Origin of the sequence: Bordetella genomosp. 6 (assembly GCF_002119705.1) — a bacterium.
Classification (GTDB): domain Bacteria; phylum Pseudomonadota; class Gammaproteobacteria; order Burkholderiales; family Burkholderiaceae_B; genus Bordetella; species Bordetella bronchiseptica_F.
Genome location: NZ_CP021107.1, coordinates 3891781 through 3918318, shown reverse-complemented (window position 1 = coordinate 3918318; position 26538 = coordinate 3891781). Strand labels below are relative to the sequence as shown.

Annotated in this window: 19 protein-coding genes; 5 read left to right on the top strand and 14 right to left on the bottom strand. The window is 68.9% G+C overall.

Going from position 1 to position 26538, the window contains the following annotated elements:
* The first annotated feature begins 18 nt into the window (after positions 1-18).
* The 3 genes from CAL11_RS18430 (at position 19) to ycaC (ending at position 2387) form a co-directional block, all read left to right on the top strand.
* Positions 19-768, top strand: coding sequence for an SDR family NAD(P)-dependent oxidoreductase (locus CAL11_RS18430; RefSeq protein WP_086094627.1), 750 nt, complete (start codon positions 19-21; stop codon positions 766-768).
* A gap of 13 nt (positions 769-781) precedes the next feature.
* Entirely contained in the window at positions 782-1594 is an 813-nt protein-coding gene (locus CAL11_RS18425) for an SDR family NAD(P)-dependent oxidoreductase (protein ID WP_033453908.1), read from the top strand.
* 166 nt (positions 1595-1760) lie between these two features.
* Complete coding sequence (gene ycaC, locus CAL11_RS18420; RefSeq protein WP_086093775.1) at positions 1761-2387, top strand: isochorismate family cysteine hydrolase YcaC; 627 nt, start codon at positions 1761-1763, stop codon at positions 2385-2387.
* A 46-nt stretch (positions 2388-2433) separates the two neighbouring features.
* On the opposite strand, the gene CAL11_RS18415 is transcribed toward ycaC, so the two are convergent.
* The 10 genes from CAL11_RS18415 to arsC form a co-directional block, all read right to left on the bottom strand.
* Positions 2434-4410, bottom strand: coding sequence for a bifunctional diguanylate cyclase/phosphodiesterase (locus tag CAL11_RS18415; protein ID WP_086093774.1), 1977 nt, complete (start codon positions 4408-4410; stop codon positions 2434-2436).
* 15 nt (positions 4411-4425) lie between these two features.
* The gene (locus CAL11_RS18410; RefSeq protein WP_086093773.1) at positions 4426-5109 is read right to left on the bottom strand and encodes a transglutaminase-like cysteine peptidase; all 684 of its coding nucleotides are present in this window, start codon (positions 5107-5109) and stop codon (positions 4426-4428) included.
* An 80-nt stretch (positions 5110-5189) separates the two neighbouring features.
* A complete protein-coding gene (locus CAL11_RS18405) occupies positions 5190-12602 on the bottom strand; it encodes a retention module-containing protein (RefSeq protein ID WP_086093772.1) in 7413 nt (2470 codons plus the stop codon).
* 242 nt (positions 12603-12844) lie between these two features.
* Complete coding sequence (locus CAL11_RS18400) at positions 12845-13510, bottom strand: response regulator transcription factor (protein WP_086093771.1); 666 nt, start codon at positions 13508-13510, stop codon at positions 12845-12847.
* A gap of 21 nt (positions 13511-13531) precedes the next feature.
* Complete coding sequence (locus tag CAL11_RS18395; RefSeq protein ID WP_086093770.1) at positions 13532-14974, bottom strand: HlyD family type I secretion periplasmic adaptor subunit; 1443 nt, start codon at positions 14972-14974, stop codon at positions 13532-13534.
* A gap of 2 nt (positions 14975-14976) precedes the next feature.
* Positions 14977-17151 carry a type I secretion system permease/ATPase gene (locus CAL11_RS18390; protein WP_086093769.1) on the bottom strand — a complete coding sequence of 725 codons (2175 nt, stop codon included), beginning with the start codon at positions 17149-17151 and terminating at the stop codon, positions 14977-14979.
* Positions 17129-17344, bottom strand: a complete 216-nt coding sequence (locus CAL11_RS18385) for a hypothetical protein (protein WP_033454069.1) — start codon at positions 17342-17344, stop codon at positions 17129-17131. Before CAL11_RS18385 ends, CAL11_RS18390 begins: the two co-directional genes overlap by 23 nt.
* A 10-nt stretch (positions 17345-17354) precedes the next feature.
* Entirely contained in the window at positions 17355-18824 is a 1470-nt protein-coding gene (locus CAL11_RS18380; RefSeq protein ID WP_086093768.1) for a TolC family outer membrane protein, read from the bottom strand.
* Between the two features lie 352 nt (positions 18825-19176).
* Complete coding sequence (locus CAL11_RS18375) at positions 19177-20367, bottom strand: TIGR03862 family flavoprotein (protein ID WP_244172959.1); 1191 nt, start codon at positions 20365-20367, stop codon at positions 19177-19179.
* A 166-nt stretch (positions 20368-20533) separates the two neighbouring features.
* Positions 20534-20959 (bottom strand): arsenate reductase (glutaredoxin), encoded by a 426-nt coding sequence (gene arsC / locus CAL11_RS18370; RefSeq protein WP_086093766.1) that lies wholly within the window; start codon positions 20957-20959, stop codon positions 20534-20536.
* 44 nt (positions 20960-21003) lie between these two features.
* Between arsC and CAL11_RS18365 the strand changes: the two genes are divergently transcribed.
* Positions 21004-21330: an ArsR/SmtB family transcription factor gene (locus CAL11_RS18365; RefSeq protein ID WP_086093765.1), complete on the top strand. Its 327-nt coding sequence runs from the start codon at positions 21004-21006 to the stop codon at positions 21328-21330.
* The gene (locus CAL11_RS18360; RefSeq protein WP_086093764.1) at positions 21327-22607 is read left to right on the top strand and encodes an arsenic transporter; all 1281 of its coding nucleotides are present in this window, start codon (positions 21327-21329) and stop codon (positions 22605-22607) included. Before CAL11_RS18365 ends, CAL11_RS18360 begins: the two co-directional genes overlap by 4 nt.
* 37 nt (positions 22608-22644) lie before the next feature.
* On the opposite strand, the gene CAL11_RS18355 is transcribed toward CAL11_RS18360, so the two are convergent.
* From CAL11_RS18355 to CAL11_RS18340, 4 genes are read right to left on the bottom strand one after another with little or no spacing between them, the layout of a single operon-like run.
* On the bottom strand, positions 22645-23610 hold the full coding sequence (locus CAL11_RS18355; RefSeq protein ID WP_086093763.1) for a Bug family tripartite tricarboxylate transporter substrate binding protein: 966 nt from the start codon (positions 23608-23610) through the stop codon (positions 22645-22647).
* A gap of 43 nt (positions 23611-23653) precedes the next feature.
* Complete coding sequence (locus tag CAL11_RS18350; protein WP_086094626.1) at positions 23654-24790, bottom strand: CaiB/BaiF CoA transferase family protein; 1137 nt, start codon at positions 24788-24790, stop codon at positions 23654-23656.
* Between the two features lie 29 nt (positions 24791-24819).
* Positions 24820-25875: a hypothetical protein gene (locus CAL11_RS18345; RefSeq protein WP_080699842.1), complete on the bottom strand. Its 1056-nt coding sequence runs from the start codon at positions 25873-25875 to the stop codon at positions 24820-24822.
* A gap of 14 nt (positions 25876-25889) precedes the next feature.
* The gene (locus tag CAL11_RS18340; protein WP_086093762.1) at positions 25890-26537 is read right to left on the bottom strand and encodes a TetR/AcrR family transcriptional regulator; all 648 of its coding nucleotides are present in this window, start codon (positions 26535-26537) and stop codon (positions 25890-25892) included.
* Position 26538: the final 1 nt, after the last annotated feature.

Genomic DNA, 26538 nt, shown 5'->3' with positions numbered 1-26538 from the left:
CTCATGCAGCAGAACAACATGCAATATCAGGATCTGGCAGGAAAAATCGCCGTGGTGACCGGCGCGGGCGGCGGCATCGGGCGCGCCATCGTGGCGGCCCTGCGCGAGCAGGGCGCCCGGGTCGTGGCCACCGACCTGGACCCGCAGGCGCTGGCCCAGGCCATGCGCGAATCGGGCCAGGACGTCGATTGCCGCGCCCTGGACGTCGCCGACCCGGCCGCCTCGCGCGCGCTGGCCGACGCCGTGGCGCAGCAGTACGGCGCGCTCGACATCTGGGTCAACAATGCCGGCTTCATGGCGCGCATGCCGGCGCTGGAGCTCGACGAGCAGACCTGGCAGCGCACCCTGGACATCAACCTCAAGGGAACGTTCTTCGGCGCCCAGGCGGCGGCGCGCCACATGACGCGCCAGGGCAGCGGCGCCATCATCAACCTGTCGAGCTATGCGGGCATCAAGCCCCGCCCCAATTGCGCCGACTACGCGTCGGCCAAGGCGGGCGTGGCGCACCTGACGCAGTGCCTGGCGCTGGAGTGGGGGCCGCTGGGCGTGCGCGTCAACGCGATCGCGCCCGGCTTCATCGACACGCCCATGAGCAGCTGGATGCATGGCGACGCGCAAACCTACGCCGAGTACATCGCCCGCATCCCGTCGCGCCGGCTGGGGCAGCCCGATGACATCGCCGCGGCGACGCTGTACCTGGCGTCGCAGGCGTCGTCCTATGTCACCGGCCATGTGCTGATGGCCGATGGCGGCGTCTCCAAGGCCTGAGGAGGAGCGCATCATGACGCAATACTGGGAAGGCAAGGCCGTGGTGGTGACCGGCGCGGCGCGCGGGCAGGGCGCCGCCGAGGTGCTGCGGCTGCTCGCCGCCGGCGCCATCGTGCACGCGCTGGACGTGCTGCCCGCCGATGACGCCTGCTGGCGCGAACTGGCGCAGGCCGCCGGGCCGGCGGCGCCGCGCCTGCATCCGCGCGTGGCCGACGTGGCGCGCGAGGCAACCTGGAGCGCGCTGGCGGCCGACCTGGCCGCGGCCGGCGCGCCGCTCTACGGGCTGGTCAACAATGCCGGCATCACGCTGCGCAAGACCGTCACCGAAACCGCGCCCGAAGAATGGCGGCGCTTGCTGGAGATCAACCTGGACGGGCCGTTCCTGGCGATCCGGGCGCTGGCGCCGCTGATGCCGCGTGGCGCGGCCATCGTCAACACGTCGTCGACGGCCGGCCTGACCGGCTATTTCAGCGCCGCCTACACGGCCAGCAAATGGGGGCTGCGCGGGCTGACCCGCGCCGCCGCGCTGGAGCTGGCCGACCAGGGGGTGCGGGTCAACACGGTGTGTCCGGGCCTGGTCGAGACGCCCATGATCATGCAGCCCAATGCGGTGCACGACGCGGCGCGCGCGCGCCTGTTCCACGACGGCAACCGCGACGCCACGCCGCTTGGGCGCGGCGCCGATCCCGACGAGATCGCCGCGGCGGTGGTGTTCCTGCTCGGGCCGGACGCCTCGTTCATTACCGGCGCCGACCTGCCGGTCGATGGCGGCATGACCGGCGGCGGCATATATTGGCGTATCGGCAAGGCCACGGGCAATCTCTGAACGCGCCGCCGGCCCCTCGGCGTCCTGTATCTGGAACGCTGAGGGGCCGATTCTGCATCTAGGCGGAAGCGGGGCGCCGGCCTTATCTTGTTCTCCTGTTCAACGCGCGCGCCGGGCCCACCCTGCCGCGGCGCGCGGATCCTGGGTACCCACGAAGGAGCACATCATGGGCAAACGCTATGCCAAGCTGGACAAGAACAACGTCGCCGTACTGATGGTCGACCATCAGGTCGGCCTGCTGTCGCTGGTGCGCGACATCGACCCCGACAAGTTCAAGAACAATGTGCTGGCCATGGCCGACCTGGCCACGTATTTCAAGCTGCCGACCATCCTGACCACCAGCTTCGAGGACGGCCCCAACGGCCCGCTGGTGCAGGAGCTGAAGGACCAGTTCCCCGAGGCGCCGTATATCGCCCGCCCGGGCCAGATCAACGCCTGGGACAACGAGGACTTCGTCAAGGCGGTCAAGGCCACCGGCAAGAAGCAGCTGCTGATCGCCGGGGTGGTGACCGAAGTGTGCGTGGCCTTTCCGGCCCTGTCGGCCATCGAGGAGGGCTTTGAAGTGTTCGTGGTGACCGACGCCTCGGGCACCTTCAACGAAGTCACGCGCCATTCGGCCTGGAGCCGCATGGAGCAGGCCGGCGCCCAGCTGATGACCTGGTTCGGCGTGGCGTGCGAACTGCATCGCGACTGGCGCAACGACATCGAGGGCCTGGGCACGCTGTTCTCCAACCACATTCCCGACTATCGCAACCTCATCGCCGCCTACACCACCGTCAAGGGCGGCAAGTAAGCGGCGCCGCGCCCGGGCCCGCGCGCGCGGGCCGGGGGCGGCGGTGTCAGTCCTGCGCCGGCGGCGGCGTGACGCCCGGCCCGCGCATCACTTCCACGCCCATGCGCGCCAGGATGTCGCGCGTGGCCGTATCCGGCACGTCTTCGGCGTACACCTCGATATTCAGCGCGCGCGCGGTATCGATGACCGAGCCGGCCAGTTGCCGGCTGCCCGGGCTTTGCGACATGCCGCCCACGAAGCCGCCGCCCAGTTTCACGTAGGCCAGCGGCAGCGAATGCAGGCGCGACATGGCGCCGAACTGCTGGGCCAGGCGGCGCAGGCCGAGATGCGCGCCGAAATGCGCGGCGATGCGCTCCAGCGCGATCACGTCGCCTTCGCGGTCGACCAGCCCGTGCGCATCCACCTCCAGGTAGAGGCGGCCCACCTGGGCGCGCCGGTCGGCCAGCATCAGCTCCAGCTGGCGCAGGAAGCTGCGCTTGCCCAGCGACGGCAGCGACAGCCGCACCGCCAGCTCGCCCGGCTGGGCGGCCAGCCAGTCCAGCGCCAGGCGCACGGCCTGCAGGTCGCATTCGGCCGACAGGTTCAGCCTTACCGCGGCCGGGATGAACAGCATCGCGGGTATGGGTTCGCGCGCGTCGTCGTTGTGCAGCATCAGCATGGCTTCCATGCGCACCAGCCTGCCGTCGGCGGCGCGCAGCGGCTCGAACGACAGGCTGAAGCGCTGCTGGTCGAGCGCGGTGACCAGGGCGTCCATCCAGGCCGACTGGCCGGTGGAGGAGAACGGGTTGGCGTTGTCGGGGCCGACCAGCACGGCGTGGTCGTCGCCCGAGCTTTCGGCCCGGGTCAGGCCGAAATCCAGCCGCGCCAGCACGCCGTTGAACTGCGCGCCTGGCGCATAGTCGGCCAGCGCCATGGCCCAGCGGCACAGGCCGCCTTCGCCCACCGGAATGCGCAGCGTGCGCAGTTCGGCGCGCACCAGGTCGGCGATGACCTGGGCCTGCGGCTCGGCGCAATGCGGCAGCAGCACGGCGAAGTCCGAGCCGTTCAGGCGGGCCACCAGCGACTGCGCCAGGCCCTGGGCGGTGACCAGGGTGTTGATGCGATCGCATACCGATTGCAGCCACTGGTCGATGAACTGGCGCGGCATGTGCCGGTTCAGGGCCGTCAGGTCGCGCTGGCGGAACACCAGCACATGGCCGCCGGCGCTCGACAGGCGGGCCGGCAGCGCGGGCGTGTCGGCGGGCTTTTCGTCCAGCGCGCGGCGGAACTCGTTGATGAAGTACTTGCGGTTGGCCAGGCCGGTGACCGGATCCTGGTTCAGCTCCACTTCCAGCGATTCGATGCGGCTGCTCTGTTCCTCGGCCGTGGCGCGCACGCGCTCGCGGGTCTGCGCCAGGGCGTCGACCACGCCGGAGAATTCCGCCACGCGCGCGAACGCCTGTTCGCCGCTGGCGCGGCCGTCGATGGCGCGCACCTGTTCGCTCACCTGGAACAGCAGGCGCTTCTCGATCCAGCGCACCAGTGCGAAGGCGAACAGCGCCCACAGCAAGCCGGCGCCGGTGATCAGCGCCGTCATGCGCAGGCTGCTGGCCCACAGGGTCTCCCAGGCATAGGCGTCGTTGGCGACCAGCGTGACCTCGCCGATCTGGCGCCAGCCGTCGCTGACCGCGTGGCTGGCCGCGCGGTTGGCCAGCGGGGCCAGCGCCTGGAACCAGCCCGGCACGCTGGCGGCGGGCTGCGCGCCGCGCTCGACCATGACCGCGCCCTGCGGGTCGGCCAGCCGCACCAGCGCGAAGTGCCCGCCGTCGAACAGCGCCGACACCAGCAGCTCCTGCGTCACCGGGTCGTTGTTGGCCGGCTGTGACAGCGACAGCGCCAGCGATACCGCGGCGTCGGTGCTTTGCACCTGCAGCTGGTCCGACAGGTAGCCGCGCGCCGCGTTGATGCTCAGCACGAGCGTGCCCAGCAGGATGATCCCGATGGCGAGGGTAAGGCTGAGCAGCAGTCGACGAAGTATGGACATAGGATTTCCTGGATCTCAGGGCCGCAGGCCCTCGCGCTCCATGCGCAGGAGCAGGTCGCGCCACCGGCTGAGCCGGTCCACCGGGCTGGCCTGCTTGCCGTCGACGTAGACGCCGTCGGCATTGAAACTGAAAACGGGCGTCAGGTCGCGCCGCTCGTTGGCCGGCATGATGGTCGAGATCAGGCTGTCGAGCACCAGCGGCACGGCGTTGGGCGTGGGATAGTAGCCCAGCACCATGTGCGCGATCTGTTGATTGCTGTACGGTCCGCCGATGCGGGCCCGCACATAGATGAAACGCAGCTTCTCGGTGGGCACGCCCAGCGAGATCAGCGAGAAATACTTGCCGATGACATAGTCCTCGCAGTCGCCGGCCCCCTTGCCCAGGGTTTCCAGCGGCGTGGCCCAGTAATCGGCGCGGCCCCAGATGTGCATGTCCTCGCCGGACAGCACGCGCTGGTTCCAGAACGCGTTGACGCGCGCCAGCTTGTTGGCTTCGGTGGCGGAGGTGTCGTTGCGCAGCAATTGCAGCCAGTCATCCACGGCGCGCGCGCCGCGCGCGCCGTAGCGGCTGGCCGCCAGGCTTTGCAACTTGCCGGTATCGACATCGAGCGCGTGGACGCCACCCCACCCGCAAGCCAGGCTCAGCAGGGCTGCCAGCGCCAGGCGCGGCGCTTTACGGGGACGGGTGGACAATGGCATGAAACATATTTTGACATTTTCCGCGTTCCCGCGCCGCCGGCGGGCGGCACGCCTTGCGGCGCACCGCCCGCGCACCGGGCTTACTGGTCAACTTGCAGCTTGCTGCGGCTGATCAGGTCCTGGATGATGGCGGCGTCGTCCTTGGTGCCGCCAGCCGTCAGGTCGATGTTCTCCAGCACGATGGTCTGGTCCGCGCCCTGGGAATTCACATTGCCCTGGGTGTTGACCTGGATCACCGTGTCCTGGCCGTCGCTGGAGAACTTCAGGAACTCCGTCAGATTGCCGCTGTTCTCGCCCTGCAGCAGCTCGCGCAGGTCAAGCACGTCGCCGCCGTCGGCGATATCGGCATTGGAGAAGTCCTTGATCGTGTCGCGCGCCGGCGCGCCCACCACGCCCTGGTCGTTGAGCTCCCACTTGAAGGTGTCGCTGCCGTCACCGCCGTACAGGATGTCATCGCCCTGGCCGCCGATCAGCAGGTCCTTGCCGTCGCCGCCATGCAGCTCGTCGTTGCCGGCCCCGCCGCGCAGCTCGTCGGTGCCCGCGCCGCCATACAGGATGTCGTCGCCGTCGCCGCCGTACAGCTTGTCGTTGCCGCCCTGGCCGTACAGGATGTCGTTGCCGGCGCCGCCATGCAGCTCGTCGTTGCCGCCGCGCGTATCACCATCCACGTCGAACAGCGCGTGGTTCTCCGAGATGTACTTGTGCAAGTCGGCATCGGTGGGCTGCACGCCGTTCTTGAGGAACAGGAAGTCCTTGAGCGCCTCCAGGCCCGAACCGTTGGGCAGGTCGGCCGGCTTGGCCGGATTGCCCGCCACGCCCCACGGCAGGTTGTCGGTGTTGATCGCGTCGCCGAACAGGATGTCGTTGCCGTCGCCGCCATACAGCTTGTCGTTGCCGACCGGCGCCAGCTCGGTGCTCTGGCTGCCGCCGATCAGGGCCGACTCGAGGTCCGACGGATCGAGCACGGTCTGCGAGTTGCCGGTGCGGCCCGACGTGTAGCTGCGGATGGTGTCCACTGTGGCATAGAACTGGCCGCCGCCGCTGTTGTCGTTGACGATGAACTGGAATCCGTACTGGCCGGGGCCGTGGATACCCGTGCGAGTGCTGGCGTCGGTGCCGCGCTCGACCTCGTTCCACTGCGTGCCGTCCCACTTCATCAGGACCCATTCGAACTTGTCGGCCGGGTTCTTGTTGCCCATGCTGAGCGCGAAGCTGAACGAGGCGCCGCCGGCGCTGGTGACGTTCATCCTGTGGTCGGGGTTCATGGTTACCTTGAACGCCTGGCCATCCGCGGTCGTATCCGTGATACGCATCGCGTTGTCGTTCTTGGTCACCGTGCCGGTGCCGTCCTTGTCCCAGGTGTTGACGTTGTTGGCGTTCGAGTTGCCGGAGAAGTTGACGTGGGTTTCCTGGCCGCCCGTGTAGTAGCCGCCGGTGTTGTCGTACTTGTTCAGCGTGGACGTGGAAACGCCCGAGCCGATCCCGATGCCATGCACATCGCTGATCGCGGCCAGCTCGGCGAACTCGTTGTCGCGGTTGTAGCTCCACTCGGTGCTGGGTTCGCCGTCGGTCAGGAAGAACGTCAGGTTCTTGTAGGGCTTGCCTTCGCTGTCCACCGTGGGCTGGCCTTCGAACCACTGCGTGGTCCGGTCGAACGCCGCGCCGTACGGCGTGGTGCTGCTGGCCTTCAGACCCATCAGGATGTCGACCATCTCATCGACGTTGTCCGGCGTCAGGCCCGTGATCGACTTCTTCAGCGCGCTGCTGGAACCGTTGAAGGTGATCAGCGACACGTTGATTTCGCCGTCATGGACGGCCAGCTGGTTCTCCAGCAGGGCCTTGAGCGCGTCCTTGGCGGTTTGCAGGCGGGTCGGCTTGTTCGAGCCCGAACCCCACTTGTCGTTCATCGAGTCGGACAGGTCCAGCACCAGCGCGATGTTGTAGCTGGTGCCCGCGGTCACGTTCTGCTTGATGCCGCCCTGGTCGCCCAGCATCACATCGTTGCCGGCGCCGCCGGTGATGGTGTTGTTGTCGTTGGATCCGGCCACGAACTGGTCGATGTTGATCGTCAGCGTGGTCGAGGTCAGGTCGCCGTCGGCGTCGCGCACCGTGTAGGTGAACACGTCCTGGCCATCGCCGGGCAAGGCGCCCTGGCCGCTGGCGTTGGCCTTGTAGCTGTAGCTGCCGTCGGCATTGAGCGTCAGCTTGCCGTACAGGCCGTCGATGGCCTGGCCCACCTTGCCGTGCGAGATGACGCCGGTATCGCCGGCCGCCACGCCCACGATGGCGCCGGCATGGTGCCAGCCGTCGGCGCTGGTGTCGTTGGCCAGCACGCCGTCGGCGGCGGACACGTTCTGCGTCACGCCTTCGGTGACGTTGCCCAGGTCGGCGTGCGCCGTCGGCACCGAGTCCAGGATCTGGATGACCAGGTCGCCGCTGCGCTCCTGGCCGTCGCTGTCCGTGACCGTGACCGTGAAGTCGTCGTGCACGCTGTTCTTGCCGTTGCCGTGGTTATGGGCCTGGCCTTTCTCGGTATAGGTGTAGCTCAGCGCGCCGGTCTGCGGGTCGTAGCCGGTCACGACCAGCGTGCCCTTGCCGGTGTTGAAGGTGACCGGGTCGGCCTGCGTGGCGTTCGTGACGTCCCTGCCGTTGACGGACACGCTCACGACGGCAAGCGCCGTGGAGAGCTGGACCGAGCCGCCGACGGTATCGCCCGTGTCTTCCATGACGCGGTTGAACGCGTCCACGACGGCCGCCTCGGCGCCGGAAGTGACGTCGAACTCGGTCTGCGCCGGGTCGCCGTCGCCGTCGGTGCCGGTGACGTGCACCGTGAAGTCCATGTCCTCGGCCGGCACGCTGTTGGTGTACGACAGCGTCGTCAGCGAGACCTTGAGGCCGCCGACGCCTTCCAGGGTCGCGGTGGTGAACTCGCCGAACGAGATCGGCGGGTTCAAGGCGGCCGCGGCGTCCTCGATCTGCGCCTGCGTGATGCTCAGCGAGGTATCCCCCGCATTGACCGGAACCGTGAGGACCAGCGTATTGACGCCGTCGAACAGCGTGACCTTTACCGACCCCGGGTTGTTCACCGTGGCGATGCCGAAGTTGAAGTTCAGCATGGGCGAGTCGAAGGTCATCTGGAAGCTTTCGCCGCCTTCGAACCAGGTATTGCCGATGCCGAACTCATGGCTGACGTTCGGAACGTTCGACCCCTTGCCGTTGAATTGCCCCTGCTGGTTGCTGTGCAGCACCGTCACCGACGCAATGCCGAAGTCGTAGCTGGCCTGCGGCGAGTTGGTGATCTGCGAACCCATGTTCACGGACTCGGTCGTTCCGGGCCGGGTCGCCAGCTGCTCGACGGTGTAGGTGCCGTCGGTGTTCAGCGTGACCGTGAACACGTGCGTGCCGTCCGGCGAGAAGATGTTGACGGACGCATTGTTCAGCGCGCTCGTCGTCCAGTCGCCCGGCAGGCCCGTGATGTTGGTGATGTTCAGCGAGCCCAGGCCGTCGGCGCCGCTTTCGAATTCCAGCGTGCCGGTCTGCGTCTGGCCCGCTTCGTTGGCCAGCACGGTATCGGTCACCGTCTGGAACGTCGGCACGTCGTCGACGATGGTGATGTTGAACGAGCTGCTCGTTTCGCTGTCGCCGTTGCCGGTCACCGTCACGCCGATGTTGTCGGTGATGGTGTCATTGCCCGGCTGGCTGTGGGTCTGCGCCTCATTCAGCGTGTAGCTGAACGTGATGTCGGCGCTCTTGCCATCGGCCGAAGGCGTGTAGCCCGTGATCGTCAGCGTGCCCTCGGTCGTATCGATGGTCGGCAGGCTGCTCAGGTCGCCGCTCAGCTGCGCAACCGTGAAGGTCTGGCCGCCGATGGTGACGCTGCTGATGCCGTCGCTGGCCGAAACCGTGATCGTGCCGCTGGTCGTTTCGCGGTCGTCGGCCGGATTGTCCAGGCCGGCTTCGTACACCTTGCCATCGTCGGCGCCCAGGTTCACGGAGACGGTGCCGGTGTCGTTGACGCCCGTCACGGTGACCGTGAGGGTCGTCGTGGAGGTGCCGCCTTCGCCATCGGAAACCGTGTAGCTGATGGAGGTCTGGGCGCTTTCGCCCTGGCGCAGATGCTGGAAGGCATTGCCCGGGTTGAACGAGTAGGTGCCGTCGGCGTTGAGCGTGAAGGTGCCGCCGTTGTCGCCAGCGATGGCCGCGCCCACATTGCCGGGCTGGCCGTTGACCGCCGAGACGTGCAGGTCATCGTTGTCCGGGTCGGTGTCGTTCTTGAGCACGCCCTGGGCCGGGTCGGTGACCGACAGGGTGGTGTCCTCGTCGGTCGCGCCGGTGTCGGCCACGGCGGTCGGGCCGGGGTTGGCGACATCCCACTCGAAGGTCTGGCTGACCGAGGCGCCGTTGGCGTCGGTAGCGGTGATTTTGACGGTGTAGACGCCGTCATTGTTGGCGCCGCCTTGCGAGGCGGAGTTGTCCAGCGTGCCGGAGATGATGCCGGTGGCCGGGTCCAGCGTCAGGCCGGGGGGCAGGCCCTCGGCGGTGAAGGTCAGCGTATCGCCGACATCGACATCCTCGAACTGGCCGGAGATATCGACCGGGGTGATGGCCTCGCCGTCGTCGTTGGCCTGGTCGGCCAGGGTCACGCCCGGGGTCAGGATGGGCGCGTCGTTGGTGCCGGTGACGGTGATGGTCAGCGTGGCCGTGGAGGTGCCGCCTTCGCCGTCGGAGACGGTGTAGGTGATGGACGTGGTGGCGGTGGCGTCCTTGGCCAGGTTCTGGAAGTCAGGACCCGGGTTGAAGCTGTAGGTGCCGTCGGCGTTGAGCGTGAAGGTGCCGCCGTTGTCGCCAGCGATGGCCGCGCCCACGTTGCCGGGCTGGCCGTTGACCGCCGAGACGTGCAGGTCATCGTTGTCCGGGTCGGTGTCGTTCTTGAGCACGCCCTGGGCCGGATCGGTGACCGACAGGGTGGTGTCCTCGTCGGTCGCGCCGGTGTCGGCCACGGCGGTCGGGCCGGGGTTGGCGACATCCCACTCGAAGGTCTGGCTGACCGAGGCGCCGTTGGCGTCGGTAGCGGTGATCTTGACGGTATAGACGCCGTCATTGTTCGCACCGCCTTGCGAGGCCGAGTTGTCCAGGGTGCCGGAGATGATGCCGGTGGCCGGGTCCAGCGTCAGGCCGGGGGGCAGGCCCTCGGCGGTGAAGGTCAGCGTATCGCCGGCGTCGACATCCTCGAACTGGCCGGAGATATCGACCGGGGTGATGGCCTCGCCGTCGTCGTTGGCCTGGTCATCCAGCGTCACGCCCGGGGTCAGGATGGGCGCGTCGTTGGTGCCGGTGACGGTGATGGTCAGCGTGGCCGTGGAGGTGCCGCCCTCGCCGTCGGAGACGGTGTAGGTGATGGACGTGGTGGCGGTGGCGTCCTTGGCCAGGTTCTGGAAGTCAGGACCCGGGTTGAAGCTGTAGGTGCCGTCGGCGTTGAGCGTGAAGGTGCCGCCGTTGTCGCCGGCGATGGCCGCGCCCACATTGCCGGGCTGGCCGTTGACCGCGGAGACGTGCAGGTCATCGTTGTCCGGGTCGGTGTCGTTCTTGAGCACGCCCTGGGTCGGATCGGTGACCGACAGGGTGGTGTCCTCGTCGGTCGCGCCGGTGTCGGCCACGGCGGTCGGGCCGGGGTTGGCGACATCCCACTCGAAGTTCTGGCTGACCGAGGCGCCGTTGGCGTCGGTGGCGATGATCTTGACGGTATAGACGCCGTCATTGTTCGCACCGCCTTGCGAGGCGGAGTTGTCCAGGGTGCCGGAGATGATGCCGGTGGCCGGGTCCAGCGTCAGGCCGGGGGGCAGGCCCTCGGCGGTGAAGGTCAGCGTATCGCCGGTATCCGGATCGGTGAATTGACCGGAGATGTCGACCGGGGTGATGGCCTCGCCGTCGTCGTTGGCCTGGTCGTCCAGGGTCACGCCCGGGGTCAGGATGGGCGCGTCGTTGGTACCGGTGACGGTGATGGTCAGCGTGGCCGTGGAGGTGCCGCCTTCGCCGTCGGAGACGGTGTAGGTGATGGACGTGGTGGCGGTGGCGTCCTTGGCCAGGTTCTGGAAGTCAGGACCCGGGTTGAAGGTGTAGGTGCCGTCGGCGTTGAGCGTGAAGGTGCCGCCGTTGTCGCCGGCGATGGCCGCGCCGACATTGCCGGGCTGGCCGTTGACCGCGGAGACGTGCAGGTCGTCGTTGTCCGGGTCGGTGTCGTTCCTGAGGACGCCCTGGGCCGGGTCGGTGACCGACAGGGTGGTGTCCTCGTCGGTCGCGCCGGTGTCGGCCACGGCGGTCGGGCCGGGGTTGGTCACGTCCCATTCGAAAGTCTGCGTGACGCTCTTGCCGCCGGCATCGGTGGCGGTGATGGTGACCGTATAGACGCCGTTGTTGCCGCCTTGCGAGGCGGAGTTGTCCAGCGTGCCGGAGATGATGCCGGTGGCCGGGTCCAGGGTCAGGCCCGGAGGCAGGCCGTTGGCCGTGAAGGTCAGCGTATCGCCGTTGTCGATGTCCTGGAACTGGCCGGAGATATCGACCGGGGCGATGGTCTCGCCGTCGTCGTTGGCCTGGTCGGCCAGCGTCACGCCCGGGGTCAGGGTGGGCGCGTCGTTGGTGCCGGTGACGGTGACCGTCAGCGTGGCCGTGGAGGTCGCGCCGGACGGGTCGGTAATCGTATAGGTGATGGTGGTGGTCGTCGTCTCGCCTTCGCCCAGCGCCTGGTGCTCATTGCCCGGCACGAAGGTGTACGAGCCGTCGGGCTGCACGGTGAACGTGCCGCCGCCGCTGCCCGGCAGCGTCAGGCCGCCGGCAGTCATCGGCCGGCCATTGACGGAAACCACGGTCAGCGGATCGCCGTCCGGATCCGAGTCGTTCAGCATCAGGTTGCCGCGCAGCGCTTCGCCCTGGCGGGTCTGGCCCAGGTCGTCCAGCGCGTTGGGCGCCTGGTTGGCGGGCGCGGGCGCGGCTTCGTCGTCGGCGCCGGCGGTGGCGCCGCCCAGGAAGGTGCGCACGCCGTCTTCGCCGCGGCCCGGATTCGGGTACGCCAGGTCCATCGGGGTCGTGGTTTCGAGAATCTTGGCCAGGCGTACGAAGCTGCTGCCGGCGCTGTCGCCGCTGCCGCCGATGACCGCGGCCGTGGGGTCCAGGTCGTCGAACGGGTCGCGGCCATCCTGCAGGGCGGCCAGCAGGCGCTCCGAATCGGTCGTGGTCGGCAGGGCCACCGCGGCCTCGGAGGCGTCGCCGCCGCCGCCATTCAGGTCCGGCGTGACGGCCACTTCGCGCCCTTCGCCGATCACCAGCGGCATGCCGCCGTCGACCTGCAGGGCCACCGTGGAGCCCGAGGCCGTGACGATGTCGCTGCCCTGCGGCACCTTGCTGCCTTCATGCAATTCGGTCAGCGAACCATCGCTGTTGCGTATCCAGGCACGGCCGGTGACGGCGGTGACGACGGCGGGGGAAGAATTGGCCATGGCGATCCACTCCGGGATTGACTGAGATGACCATGATGGTACGGACGCGCCGCCGCGCCGGGTATTGTCCTCGAGGACAGGTTTGGCGCGAGAAATGTTGCCGGCGCGCGGCAATCAGCGGGCGCCGGGCCGCGTGAGGGGCCGGCACGATCCTGGCGGCTGGCGTCGATGACGTGCCTGTCCCGGCGGGGACAGGCACCCGATTTCAGGGGCGGGGAGGGTGGTGTGGGGGGACAGGTGCCCTAACGGCCGTCGGTCCCCGTGCGGGGCGCAGGCGCGCGGGTGGAGATGCCGTGCACGCACAGCGCCAGTTGCAGGCGGTCGGAGACGCCCAGCTTTTCGAAGGCGGCCGAGAGGTGCGCCTTGACGGTGCGTTCGGTGATGCCCAGTTCGCCGGCGATGTCGGCGTTGGAGTCGCCGTGGGCCGCGCGCAGCGCCACCGCGTTCTCGCGTTCGGTCAGGCGCTCGTGCTGCCAGGGAGCCGGCGCGCTGGGCACGCGTTCGTCCACCAGCTTGAGCAGGCGGGTGACCAGCGAACGGCCCATCCAGATGCCGCCGCCGGACACGACTTCGAGCACCTGCGCCAGCGAGGCCAGCGGGGCGTGGCTGTGGCAGTAGCCATAGGCGCCCGCGCCAAAGACCTGGGTGCCCTGGGCGTCGCTGGGCCGCGAGCTGGCGACCACCAGGCGCAGGCCGGCGGTAAGCTCCTGCCATTGCGGGGCGTCCCAGGCCGGCAGGCGCGCCACGCTGGCGTCCAGGACCACCAGCTGGCGGCCCTGGCCGCGCCATTGCTGCAGCGAGGCCAGGCCGCGTCCGCGCGCCGGCAGCCAGCGCGCCGCGTCCAGGCCGCGCCAGTGTTGCCAGAGCAAATCGTCATCGGTAACCAACAGAACCGGAGTGGCGTGCATACTCAACCTCGCAGATCTCCCTCAACGTTCGGTAAACGCGTTCGCCTTGGCGCGCAGGATGGGCTTGAGCAGGTATTGCAGCACCGTGCGCTTGCCCGTCAGGATGTGGACTTCGGCCACCATGCCCGGGATGATGGGCAGTTTCCTGTCGCCCAGCGTGGCGCTATTGGTGCGCACACGCACGATGTAGAACGAATTGCCTTTCTCGTCGGTGACCGTGTCGGCGCCGATCTGCTCCACATGCCCTTCCAGTCCGCCGTAGATGGCGAAGTCATAGGCGGTGAATTTCACCTCCGCCTTCTGGTCGGGATGCAGGAAGCCGATGTCGCGCGGCAGCACCCGCACTTCCAGCAGCAGCGTGTCGTCGGTCGGGACGATTTCGATGATGTCCTTGCCCGGCTGCACCACGCCGCCCACCGTATTGGAGAACAGCGACTTGACGGTGCCGCGCACCGGCGAGCGGATGTCGGCCAGCTTGACGCGGTCGGCCAGGGCGGCCTGGCCTTCGCGCAGGGTGGCCAGCTTGGTGTTGGTCTCGGACAGTTCGCTGCGCGCCTGGTTGCGGATGTTCAGTTCCGCTTCCTGCAGCTTGCTCTGCGCTTCCTTGATCGAGGCGCCGATGCGGTCGATCTGCGCTTCGGCGCCTTTCTGCTCGCCGCAGTAGCGCGCCACGTCGCGCTGCAGGCGCAACAGGTCCACTTCCGAGACCGCGCCGCTCTTGAGCAGCGGCCGGGTCACCTGCAGTTCGCGCGAGGTCAGGCCGCAGCTGGCCGCGGCCTGGTCGCGCTTGGCGATGGTCTCGCGCAGCTCTTCCTCGCGCTGCTTGAGCTGCTCGCGGGCCACGTTGACGGTGGCGTTCAGTTCGTTGGTGCGCGCCTGCCAGGTATTGCGCTCCATCTCGACGATGGCGGGCGCCTCCTGCAGCACTTTCTCGGGCGCCACGAAAGGCTCGCCGGTGGCCAGCGCCTTCAGGCGGGCCGCCTTGGCCAGCAGCGAGAGGTATTCGGCATTGTTCTCGCCCAGCGACGAGGCAAAGCGCGTCGGGTCGATCTTCAGCAGCACCTGGCCGGTCTCGACGGCTTCGCCGGGACGCACCAGGATTTCCTCGACGATGCCGCCGTCCAGACTCTGCACGATCTGCACCTGGCGCGAGGGCACCACCTTGCCTTCGCCGCGCACCACCTCGTCGATATAGCCGAAGCCGGCCCACAGCAGCAGCGCCAGCGTGGCCAGCAGCGAGGCCCACAGCAGCACGCGCGAGCCGCGCGCGTCGGCCTGGCGGATGGCCCATTCGGCGTTGCCCACGTAGTTGGCCGGGCTGGGGCCGTCCTTGCGTTCGGCGCCATCGAGCAGGCGGTCGAACAGGCCCATGACCCAGCCGCGCGGCACGCGCCACAGCGCGCCCAGCAGCGAGCCCCGGCGCGCCGGCGGCGCGGCAAGCGTAGCGTTCTGCGTGTTCTGCATGATCAGCTCCCGCGGCCCACGCGGCCCTGGCGCAGCGCTTCCACCACCTGCTCCTTGGGGCCGTCGGCCACGATATGGCCGTTGTCGATGACGATCAGGCGATCGACCAGGTCGAGCAGGGCGGTGCGGTGCGTCACCAGCAGGATGGTCTTGTCGGCGCTGGCGGCCTTCAGACGCTTGCGCAGCTGCGCCTCGCTCTGGTGGTCCATGTTGCTGCTGGGCTCGTCCAGCAGCAGGATGGGCGGGTCGTTGATCAGCGCGCGGGCGATCGCCACCGATTGGCGCTGGCCGCCCGACAGGGACTCGCCGCGCTCGCCGATCATCATGTCGAAGCCGTTGGGGTGCACGTTGGCGAACTCGGTCACGCCGGCCGCGTCGGCGGCGGCCAGGATGCTGGCGTCGTCGGCGTGCGGCGCGCCCATCGCCAGGTTGTGCCTGAGGCTGCCGTAGAACAGCACCGGATCCTGCGGCACGTGGCCGATGGCGCGGCGCAGGTCGGCCGGGTCGATCTGGCGCACGTCCACGCCGTCGACCAGTACCGCGCCCTCGGTGGGCTGGTACAGGGCCAGCGCCAGCTTCTCCAGCGTGGTCTTGCCCGAGCCGATGCGGCCGATGATGCCGACTTTCTCGCCCGGGGCCAGCTTGAACGACACCTTCTTCAGCGCCGGCTGGCTGGTGCCCGGGTAGGCGAACGTCACGTCGCGGAACTCGATGCCGCCCTCGAACACCGGGCGGTGCAGGAATTCGGATCCGGCCGGGCGTTCCACCGGCAGGTTCATGTAGTTGTCGATCGAGCCCAGCGAGGTGCGCGCATTCTGGTATTGCATCAGCAGGGCGGCGACCTGGCCGAACGGCGTCAGGCAGCGGCCGGCGATCATCGAGGCGGCGATGATGCCGCCCATCGACATGGCCGATTCCTGGGCCTGGAACACACCGATGATGACCACCGCCACCGACACCAGCTGCTGCATGGCCTGCACGAAACCGACCGTCGAGGCCGAGATCAGCTTCAGCTTGCCGCCGTTCTGGGCGATGAATTCGGTCGAGCGCTCCCAGTTGCGCTGGATCGCGCCCTGGCCGTTGAGGGTCTTGACGGCCTCGAAGCCGGCCAGCGCCTCGACCAGGGTGGCGTTGCGCTGCGCCGAGGCCTGGTACGAGGCCATGGTCAGCGTTTCCATGCGCGCCTGCGCGGCCAGCGACACCACCAGGATCAGCACGATGGCCACCAGCGGCGGCGCGATCAGCCAGGGCGAAATCCACGCCAGCGCGGCCAGGAACAGCACCGTGAACGGCAGGTCCACCAGGGTGGTGATGCTGGCCGAGGCGATGAAGTCGCGGATCGATTCGAACGAGCGCAGGTTGGCCGCGAACGAGCCCACCGAGACCGGCCGGCCCTCCATGCGCAGGTCCAGCACGCGCTCCATGATCTGGGCCGACAGGCGGATGTCCACGCGCTTGCTGGCGCTGTCGACGACATGCGCGCGCGCGGTGGTCAGCACGAGGTTGAACAGCACCACCAGGCCGATGCCCAGCGCCAGCACCCACAGGGTCTCGATGGCGTTGTTGGGCACCACGCGGTCGTACACGTTCATGGTGAACAGGGGCATCGCCATGGCGAACACGTTGATCAGCAGCGCGGCGATCAGCGCGTCGCGGTACAGCCGGCGGTTCTCCGCGATGGCGGCCCAGAACCAGTGGCGGCTGCGCACCTTGACGACTTCCGGCGCGCGCGCATCGAAGCGGAATTGCGGCCGCACGAAACAGACCAGACCGGTGTAGTCCTCCTGCAGCAGGTCGGCGTCCATCTCCACGGCGCTGGCGCCCAGCTCGGGATGACTGATCAGGTACTTGCCGCCCGGCGTCGTGCCCAGCAGCAGGCAGGCGCGCTCGCCGCGCAGCAGCAGGATGGCCGGCAGCAGCTCGGGCGAGATTTCCTCGAGCGTGCGCTTGACCGTGCGCGCGGACATCTGCGCGCGCGCGGCCGCGCGCGGCAGCAGCGCCGGCGTCAGGCGGTGCTCGACCAGCGGCAGGCCGGACGCCAGCGCCTGCGCGGTGGCGGGCACCCCGTGGATGCGCGTCAACTCGACCAGGCAGTCGAGCAGCGGGTCTTCGTGGGATGCGTGGGGATCCGCGCGCCAGTTGCGGGTGGCGGGATCAGAGAACTTGTCCGTCGTCATCGTCCAGCAGATCGAGATCCTCGGCAAGACGGGCCCGATGCCGCTTGCGCTCGGTGAGTTTGCGTTGCGCCTGCGGGGGCAGGTCGGTCAGGCGCAGGGTTCCGTTCTTGATGAGGGCGTCGATCAAGTCTTCGAGGACGCGGACAAAGTCCGCGTCCAGCCTGGAAAAACCGTTGTCGTTGCTGGAGGACATGGACAGGGCGTCAGGGCCGGGCCTTGTCGGCCGGCACGAACGTCGGCGGCTTGGCGCCGCTGTTGTAGATCACCTTTACGGGCGCCAGGCGCGACACATCGGGCACGGGCGAGTTGCACAGCTTGAGCACTTCGTCGGTCGTCTCCAGCACGGCGTTCTCTTCCGGCATTTCGTCGCGCGCCGGCTGCACGGACAGCGCCGGCAGGATCTTGTGCGACAGCGCCAGCCAGCGGTACTGGGCCAGCTGCAGGTCGGCCAGGCCATTGGTCAGGGCGCGGCGCGATTCGAACAGTTCGTTTTCCGTGTCCAGCAGGTCCAGCAGCGAACGCTGGCCGATCTGGAACTGCTCGCGGTAGGCGTTGCGCACCTTGGCGGTGGCGATCTCGTGGTCGCGCAGGAAGGGAATCTGCTCGCGCAGGCGCACGATGTTGTTCCAGGCCACGGCCAGGTCCTGCTGCACGTTGCGGCAGGTGTAGTCGCGCACGTCGCGCGCCGCGTAGGACTGCTCGGTGGTCTGGCGCACGCGGGCCGAATCGGCGCCGCCGCGGTACAGGTTGTAGCTCATCACCAGCTGCACGCTCGAGCTTTGCACGTCGCGGTATTGCGGCTCGGGCTGTTCGCGGTCGCGGCCGGTGGCGGCCACGAACTCGAACTTGGGCGAGAAGGCGCCCTTGGCCGAGGCCACGCCGGCGTTGGCCGCCTGCAGGTAGGCCTGCTTGGCCAGGAAGCTGGGGTTCATGCGCAGCGAGTCGTCGAAATTGGCCGGCTGCTGCGGCAGCTTGCCCGCCACGTCGGGAATGGGCTGCAGATCGACCGCGGGCGTCATGCCGGTGATGCGCTGGAAGCGCTGCTGCACGTCGATCAGGTTGGCGCTTTCGGTCATCAGGTTGGTCTGCGCCAGCGCCAGGCGGCCGCCGGCCTGTTCCAGGTCCACCCGGCGGCCCACGCCCGATTCGGCGCGTTCGCGGATCTGCTTGAGCGTGTCCTCGTGCAGCGAATAGTTCTGGCGCGCCAGCAGCTCCATCTCGCGGTAGCGCTGCAGGTCCACATAGGCCTGCACCGCCGAGTAAGCGGTGCTGTCGCTGGTGGCCAGCAGTTCGTAGAAGCGGCCCAGCTTGTCGTAGCCGGCCTGCTTGATGTCATTGCTGGTGCGGAAACCGTCGAAAATCAGCTGGCGCAGTTCCACGCTGTAGCCGGGACGGCTCCAGTTGTACGAGCCGCGGTCCGGCACGTTGCTGCGCCATTCCTTGCCTACGAAGCCCTGGGCGTTGACCTGCGGGCGCAATCCGCCGCGCGCAACATTCTGGCCTTCCATGGAGGCACGGAAGTCGTGGTACTTGGCCTGGATTTCCGGGTTGCTGAGCAGCGTCTGCTCCACAACCTGGTTCAGGGTGGTACCGGCCTGTTGCTGTGCGTACGCGGCAGGCGCAAACAGGACGGCGACGATGGCGGTCGTGCGTTTGAACGAAAACGTAGGCATAGTCGGTCTCTAGTTATAGTTTGGAACAAACGGCCGACAGTTTGTACGAGAATGTTATTTTAATCGACTAAAAATTTGTTAATTCTTTGCGCAAACACAATCTTTGCGTCATCATACCCGCAAACATACTTGGTGATGTTTAAAAAACTCTTATAAATCAACATCATATCCGTTTTTTGCGCATAAAATCTTTTTATTTCAAAGCGCTTCCCAAGCCGGATTATTGTCAAGAATCGACAATTTCGACGCGATGTGGGTTGATCGATTTAGTTACAAGTAACGATTCCGGCGGCGCATGAAACGTCATGTTTCTGTCAATGTTTCACGTTGGTGCGCCGATTTCGGTAACTATTTATAAACCGTCGCGCAGCCGGGCCAGCACGCCGCGGCCCGCCACCACGCCGCTGGCCATGACCGCGGTCAGCAGATAGCCGCCGGTGGGCGCTTCCCAGTCCAGCATTTCGCCGGCGCAGAACACCCCCGGGGCGCCGACCAGCATCAAGCGGGCGTCCAGCGCCGCGCGCTCGACCCCGCCCGCGCTGCTGATCGCCTCGTCGATGGGGCGCGCGCGCAGCAGCCGCAGCGGCAGCGCCTTGATGCGGCGCGCCAGCAGGCCGGCATCGGCGTAGGCTTCGGCGCCCGCGCATTCGCGCAGCAGGGCCGCCTTCACGCCCTTGATGCCCAGGCGGCTTTGCAGGTGGCTGGACATCGAGCGCGCGCCGCGCGGATGCATCGCCGCGGCCGCCACCCGTTCGGCCGGCCAGTCGGGCAACAGGTCCAGCCAGGCGGTGGCCGCGCCGTGGGCGTCGATGGCATCGCGCAGGCCCGCACTGCATGCGTAGACCAGGCTGCCCTCGATGCCGCTGTCGGTGACCACGAATTCGCCGCGCCGCCATGGCCCGTCCTGCGCCAGCGCCATCGCCACTGCCTTGACCGGCTGGCCGGCCGCGCGTTGCCGCATGGGTTCGGTCCAGTCGGCCTCGAAGCCGCAGTTGGCCGGGCGCAGCGGCGCCACCGCCACGCCGTGTTCGCGCAGCGTGGCGGTCCAGGCGCCGTCCGAGCCCAGGCGTGCCCAGCTTGCCCCACCCAGCGCCAGCAGCGCCGCATCGGCCTGGACCGTCAGCGCGCCGTCCGGCGTGCCAAAGCGCAGCGCCCGCGGGTCGGCCGGCTCGCCGGCCGGCCACCCCAGCCAGCGATGCCGCATGTGAAAGCCCACGCCGGCGGCGCGCAGCCGCGCCAGCCAGGCGCGCAACAGCGGCGCGGCCTTCATCTCGCGCGGGAACACCCGCCCCGAAGTGCCCACGAAAGTCTCCACGCCCAACCCGTGCGCCCAGTCGCGCAACGCCTGGGCATCCCACTGCGCCAGCCATTGCGCCACCCAGTCGGCGCGCGCGCCGTAGCGCGCCCCGAACGCCGGCGGCGCCTCGCTGTGCGTCAGATTCAGGCCGCCGCGTCCGGCCAGCAGGAACTTGCGGCCGACCGACGGCATGGCGTCGTAGACATCGATGCGCAGGCCATGGCCGGCCAGGGTCTCGGCGGCCATCAGGCCGGCCGGGCCGGCGCCGATGATGGCCACGCGCGCGGCGCGCGGGGAGGGCGCGCCGGCTTGCGGCGCCGCTGCGGCGGATAGGGAATCAGGGGGCATGCAAGGGCGGGGCGGGCGCGGCCGGATGCCGCGATGGCGGATTTTCGCACGCCGCGCGCCCGGCTCAACGCAGCCGGCGGCCCTGCGCGTCGAGCACCGCCTCGCCGTCCTCCTTGGCGAACGCGCGGCGCGGCGGCGGCGGCAGGATATCCAGCACCACTTCCGACGGGCGGCACAGCCGCACGCCCAGCGGCGTGGCCACGAACGGCCGGTTGATCAGGATCGGGCGCGCCAGCATGGCGTCGAGCAAGGCCTCGTCGTCCAGCGCCGGGTCGTCCAGCCCCAGTTCCGCGTAAGGCGTGCCTTCCTGTCGCATGGCCGCGCGCACGTCCAGGCCGGCCTGCGCGATCAGCGCCCGCAGCGTGGCGCGGTCGGGCGGCGTGGCCAGGTATTCGACGATGCGCGGCTCGATGCCGCAATGGCGGATCAGCGCCAGGGTATTGCGCGACGTCCCGCACTGCGGGTTGTGATAGATCGTGGTCGTTGCCATGGCCGGGTCCGCCTCATGGATAATATTTCGACTATACTCGAAATATGGAAACCAACGCCGCCATCAAAGCTCTGGTCGCCCTGGGCCACGCGTCGCGCCTGACCGCGTTCCGCCTGCTGGTGCAGGCCGGCGCCGACGGCGTGGCCGCCGGGCAGCTGGCGCAGGCCATGGGCATCGCGCCCTCGTCGCTGTCCTTCCATCTCAAGGAACTGGTCCAGGCCGGCCTGCTGGAGGCGCGCCAGGATGGCCGCTTCGTCATCTACGCCGCGCGCTACGACACCATGGCCGGGCTGATCGCCTATCTCACCGACAATTGCTGCCAGGGCGCGCCCTGCGACGCAGCGCCTTGCACCCGCGAACCCCGAGCATGATCACCGCCGCCGTCATTTTCCTGTTCACCCTGACGCTGGTGATCTGGCAGCCGCGCGGGCTGGGCATAGGCTGGAGCGCCTGCCTGGGCGCGGCCATCTCGCTGGCCACCGGCGTGGTGCACTGGAGCGACATTCCCGTGGTGTGGGGCATCGTCTGGAACGCCACCGCCGCCTTCATCGCCATCATCATCGTCAGCCTGCTGCTGGACGAAGCGGGCTTTTTCGAGTGGGCCGCGCTGCACGTGGCGCGCTGGGGCCGCGGGCGCGGCCGCATGCTGTTCGCCTGGATCGTGCTGCTGGGCGCGGCCGTCTCGGCGCTGTTCGCCAACGACGGCGCCGCGCTCATCCTCACCCCCATCGTCATGGCCATGCTGGCCGCGCTGGGCTTCGGCGCCGGCGCCACGCTGGCCTTCGTCATGGCCGCCGGCTTTGTCGCCGACACCGCCAGCCTGCCGCTGATCGTCTCCAACCTGGTCAACATCGTCTCGGCCGACTACTTCGGCATCGGCTTCAACCGCTATGCCGCGGTGATGATCCCCGTGACGCTGGTGTCGGTGGCCGCCACGCTGGCGGTACTGCTGCTGCGCTTCGGCGCCAGCGTGCCGGCGCGCTACGACGCCACCCAGCTGAAAGCGCCGCGCGCGGCCATCCGCGACCCGCGCACCTTCCGCGCCGGCTGGATGGTGCTGGCCCTGCTGCTGGTGGGGTTCTTCGGCCTGGAGCCGCTCGGCGTACCGGTCAGCGCCACGGCGGCGGCGGCCGCCGCCGTGCTGCTGGCGGTGGCCGGGCGCGGCCATTTCATCAGCACGCGCAAGGTCATGCGCGAAGCGCCCTGGCACATCGTGGTGTTTTCGCTCGGCATGTACCTGGTGGTGTTCGGCCTGCGCAACGCCGGGCTGACGCAATCGCTGGCGGACTTGTTCGGCTGGTTCGCCTCGCACGGCCTGTGGGCCGCCACCTACGGCGTGGGCCTGGTCACCGCCTTGCTGTCGTCGGTGATGAACAACCTGCCCACCGTGCTGGTGGGCGCCCTGTCGATCGACGCCAGCAGCGCCAGCGGCGCGGCGCGCGAGGCCATGGTCTACGCCAACGTCATCGGCAGCGACCTCGGCCCCAAGATCACGCCCATCGGCAGCCTGGCCACGCTGCTGTGGCTGCACGTGCTGGCGCGCAAGGGCGTGCGCATTTCGTGGGGCTATTACTTCAAGGTCGGCATCGTGCTGACCCTGCCGGTGCTGCTGCTCACGCTGGGCGCGCTGGCGCTGCGGCTGTCGTGAGGGCAGGGCGGGGCAGGCCCGCCCCGCCGCCAGCCGCTTACTCGGGCTGCAGGTTCGCCTCGCGCATGCGGCGGCCCCAGGTGTCGAGCTGCGACTGCACGAACTGCTGCTGTTGCGCCAGCGTGTTGGGCGCCGTGGTCATGCCCAGGCCCTTGAACTTCTCCTGGATCTCGGGGCGCGCCAGCGCCTTGTTGACCGAGTCGTTCAGGCGCTGGGCGATCTCCGGCGGAATGCCCGCCGGGCCGGCCAGGCCTACCCACACCACCAGATCGAAGGCCTTGTAGTCGGTCTCGGCGAAGGTCGGCACGTCGGGCAGGTCGGGCAGACGCTGCTCGGTGCTGACCGCCAGCGCGCGGATCTTGCCGGCGCGCAGCAGCGGCGTGGCCACCGACAGGTCGCCCAGCACGTAGTCCACCTGGCCGCCGGCCAGGTCGGTCAGCGCCGGCGGCTGGCTCTTGTACGGCACGCCTTCGGCGCGAATGCCGGCGATGTTGTTGAACGCCACCGCGCCCACCTGGCCGCCGGGCGAGCCGTAGCCGTAGTTCAGCGAGCCCGCCTTGGCTTTCTGCACCAGCTGGTCCATCGTCTTGATGTCGCTGTCGCCGCGCACCAGCAGCAGCATGGGCATGGTGGTCAGGCGCGAGATGTGCGTGAAGTCCTTCTGCGCGTCGTACGGCAGCTTCTTGAACAGGCCCGGGTTGATCGAGTTCAGCGAGCTGCTGGCGATCGTCAGCGTGTAGCCGTCGCCGGGCTGGCGCACGGCGTACTCGGTGCCGATCAGGCCCTGCGCGCCGGGCTTGTTCTCGACCAGGACGTTGGCGCCCAGGTCCTTGCGCAGCTCTTCGGCGATGATGCGCGCGCTGGTGTCGGTGGCGCTGCCGGGCGAGAAGGCGGCCACGATCTTGATCGGCTTGTCGCCCGGATAGGTGTCGGCCGCGCCCGCCGTGCCGGCGGCCAGGGCCAGGACGGCGCCGGCCAGCAGCGCGGATTTGAAGCTATGCATGAGTGGTCTCCTGTGCTTTATAGGAATAGGAATGGGCAAGCGCTCAGCGCCTGGGCGGCGGGGCCGCCATTTCTCCCAGCGCGGGCGGACCGCGCCGGATCGCCGCCGGGGTGTGCGACAGCTTGATCGGAATGCCCGGGCCGGTGTAGTCGGGCTGTTGCACCACCATGCGGCGGTGCGCCGTGTGCGGCGCGGCCGCCACGGCGGCGATATCCAGGATGGGCGCGGCCGGCACGTTCTGCGCCAGCAGCTGCTGGCCGAACGGCTCGCCGTCGACCTGCGCGAACGCCTGCGACAGCGCGGCGTCCAGCGCCTCGCGGTTGACCACGCGCTGGCCGTTGGTCGCGAAGCGCGCGTCGCCGGCCAACTCGGCCACGCCCAGTTGCGCGCACAACTTGGCGAACAGCCGGTCGTTGGCCACCGCGATGAACAGCGGGCAGGTGCGCGTGCGGTACACGTTGTACGGCACGATGTTGGGATGGCCGTTGCCGCTGGGGCCGGGCGTCTTGCCCGAAGCCAGGTAGTTGGTCAGGAACGGATGCGCCACCGACACCGCCGAGTCGTACAGCGCCACGTCGGCCATCTGGCCGCGGCCGGTGCGGTGGCGCGCCTGCAGCGCCAGCAGCACCGCGATGGCCGCGTTCATGCCGGTGGTCAGGTCCACCACCGGCACGCCCAGTCGCACCGGCGGGCCGCCGGCCTCGCCGTTGATGCTGAGCAGCCCCGCGATGGCCTGCACCGCCGCGTCGTAGCCCGGCAGCTGGCCCAGCGGCCCGTCGTCGCCGAAGCCCGTGATGCGGCAATGCACCAGCCGGGGAAAGCGCGCGGTGATCTCGGACGGATCGGCGACGCCCCAGGCGCGCAGCGTGCTGGCCTTGAAATTCTCGATCAGCACGTCGGCCGTCTCCAGCAGCTGCCACAGCGTCTCGCGGCCGGCCTCGCTGTTCAGGTCCAGCACCATGCTGCGCTTGTTGCGGTTGACGGCCCGGAAGTACGCCGACGCGCCGTCCACGAAGGGCGGCCCGAAACCGCGGCACTCGTCGCCTTCGGGCGACTCGATCTTGATGACGTCGGCGCCGTGGTCGCCCAGTATCTGGCCGCAGAATGGCCCGGCCAGGACGCGCGAGGCGTCGATGACGCGCAGGCCGGCCAGCGCGCCGCCGCTATCGGTGCTTTGCATATCGTGATCTCCTTTGCGGGACGCGGCGCTCAGGCGCGCGCGATGCGCCACTCGAATTCATGGCCGGCCGCGCCGCGGCGCACCGTGCCCTGCAGCGCCAGCCGGTGGTTGTGCGCGTCCAGCGCGCCGGTCAGCAAGCCTTGCCAGGCTTGCGCCACGCAGGGGTGCGCGTCCTGCACGTCGTCCATCAGCGTCCAGCCCGTCTGCCGCACGCGCGCTTCGCCATCGGCCTCGACGACCTCGCAGGCGTCGCCCTGCGCCTGGCCCAGGGCCTGCATGAAGCGTGCGAACTGCGCCGCCGTGCCGTCGGGCTCGAAGCCCAGCGCGCGCGCCGTCTCGTGGTAGAACTGCATGCCTATCATGTGCGCCGTCACGCGCAGCAGATGCGTGGCCTCGTCCGGCCCCCACAGCATCACCGCCGTCGGCAGCGCCGTGCGCACGTACTCCATGGCGTAATTGCGGCTGGCCTTGGCCAGGCGCGTGGCCGGCCAGGTGGCGGTGGGCAGCACCGGCGCGGCCGCCGGGTCGAAATCCGGCGCGTCCTCGTCGCGCGCGAAACGCAGCCGCTCGTGCGGCAGCAGGTCGCGGTCGTACTCGTAGTAATAGCCCTCCAGGCCCGACTGCCCGTCGGCCGCCTGCTTGGTGCACACGAAGCCCAGGCGCGGGTTGTTCAGCGTCACGCCGTTCTGCGCATGCCAGCCCGCCAGCATCGCGCGCGACACCTCCGAGGGAATGCCGCACAGCGCCGTGCCCGACCAGATCCAGCGCGGCGCCGAATAACGGATCCACGCCTTGCGGTCGGACTCGTACATGTATTGCACCGCCACCCCGCCGATGTGGTTGGACAGGTAGTGGTATTGGGCGGCGGCCACCGCCGGCGGCAGGTGCGCGATGCCCAGCTTCTCCAGCCCGGCCAGGAAGCGCTGGTTGCGCTGCCGGCAGAAAATCTCGTAGACCAGCTCGGCCGCGCGCGGGGTGCCGCGCCGCGTCACCGTCGACAGCACAATGCCGGTGAAATAGGCGTGATACCACTCGGCCACCGCGCGCCACGCGCGCTCATCCTGTTGCGGGTTCTGCATCGTCAATTCCCAGAAAAAGTTCAGATCGCCGGCAGCGGCATCACGCTGCCCACGATCGCGTCGGCAATCCCGTGCGCGATCGACTCGCGCTCGGCCTCGGTCTCGCCCTCGCGCGGGCGGTACCACAACGTCGTCCAGTTCAGCGCGCCCAGCAGCGGCTTGACCGCCAGCGCCGGCGGCGCCGCGCGAAACTGCCCGGCCGCCACGCCCGCTTCCACCACCGCGCGAAACAGCGATTCATAGCGGTCGCGCAATTGCACCAGTTCTTCCAGCTCGGCGCGCTGGCCCGCCGTGGTGCGCCCGGCCAGCCGCAGCTCGATGCCCTGCACCGTCACGCGCTGGTAGGGCAGGTGCGCCATCATCAGGTGCGTATGCGCGTGCGCCATGTTCCACAGGCGCCGCGCCGGCGTCACCGACAGGTCCGCCGCCAGCGGCTCGACCGCGTCCAGGTTCAGCTGCATGGCGCGCCGGTGCACCGCGAAGAACAGGTCCGTCTTGCTGCGGTAGTAGTAATACACGCTGCCCTTGGTCACCCCGATCAGGTCCGCCACCGAATCGATCGTCGCGGCGCTGAACCCCATCTCGGTGAACGCCCGGGCGGCCGCGTCCAGCAGCTCCACCTGGCGCAGCGGCATCTCCTCGTACGCGACCGCGGGCCGGGCCTTCATC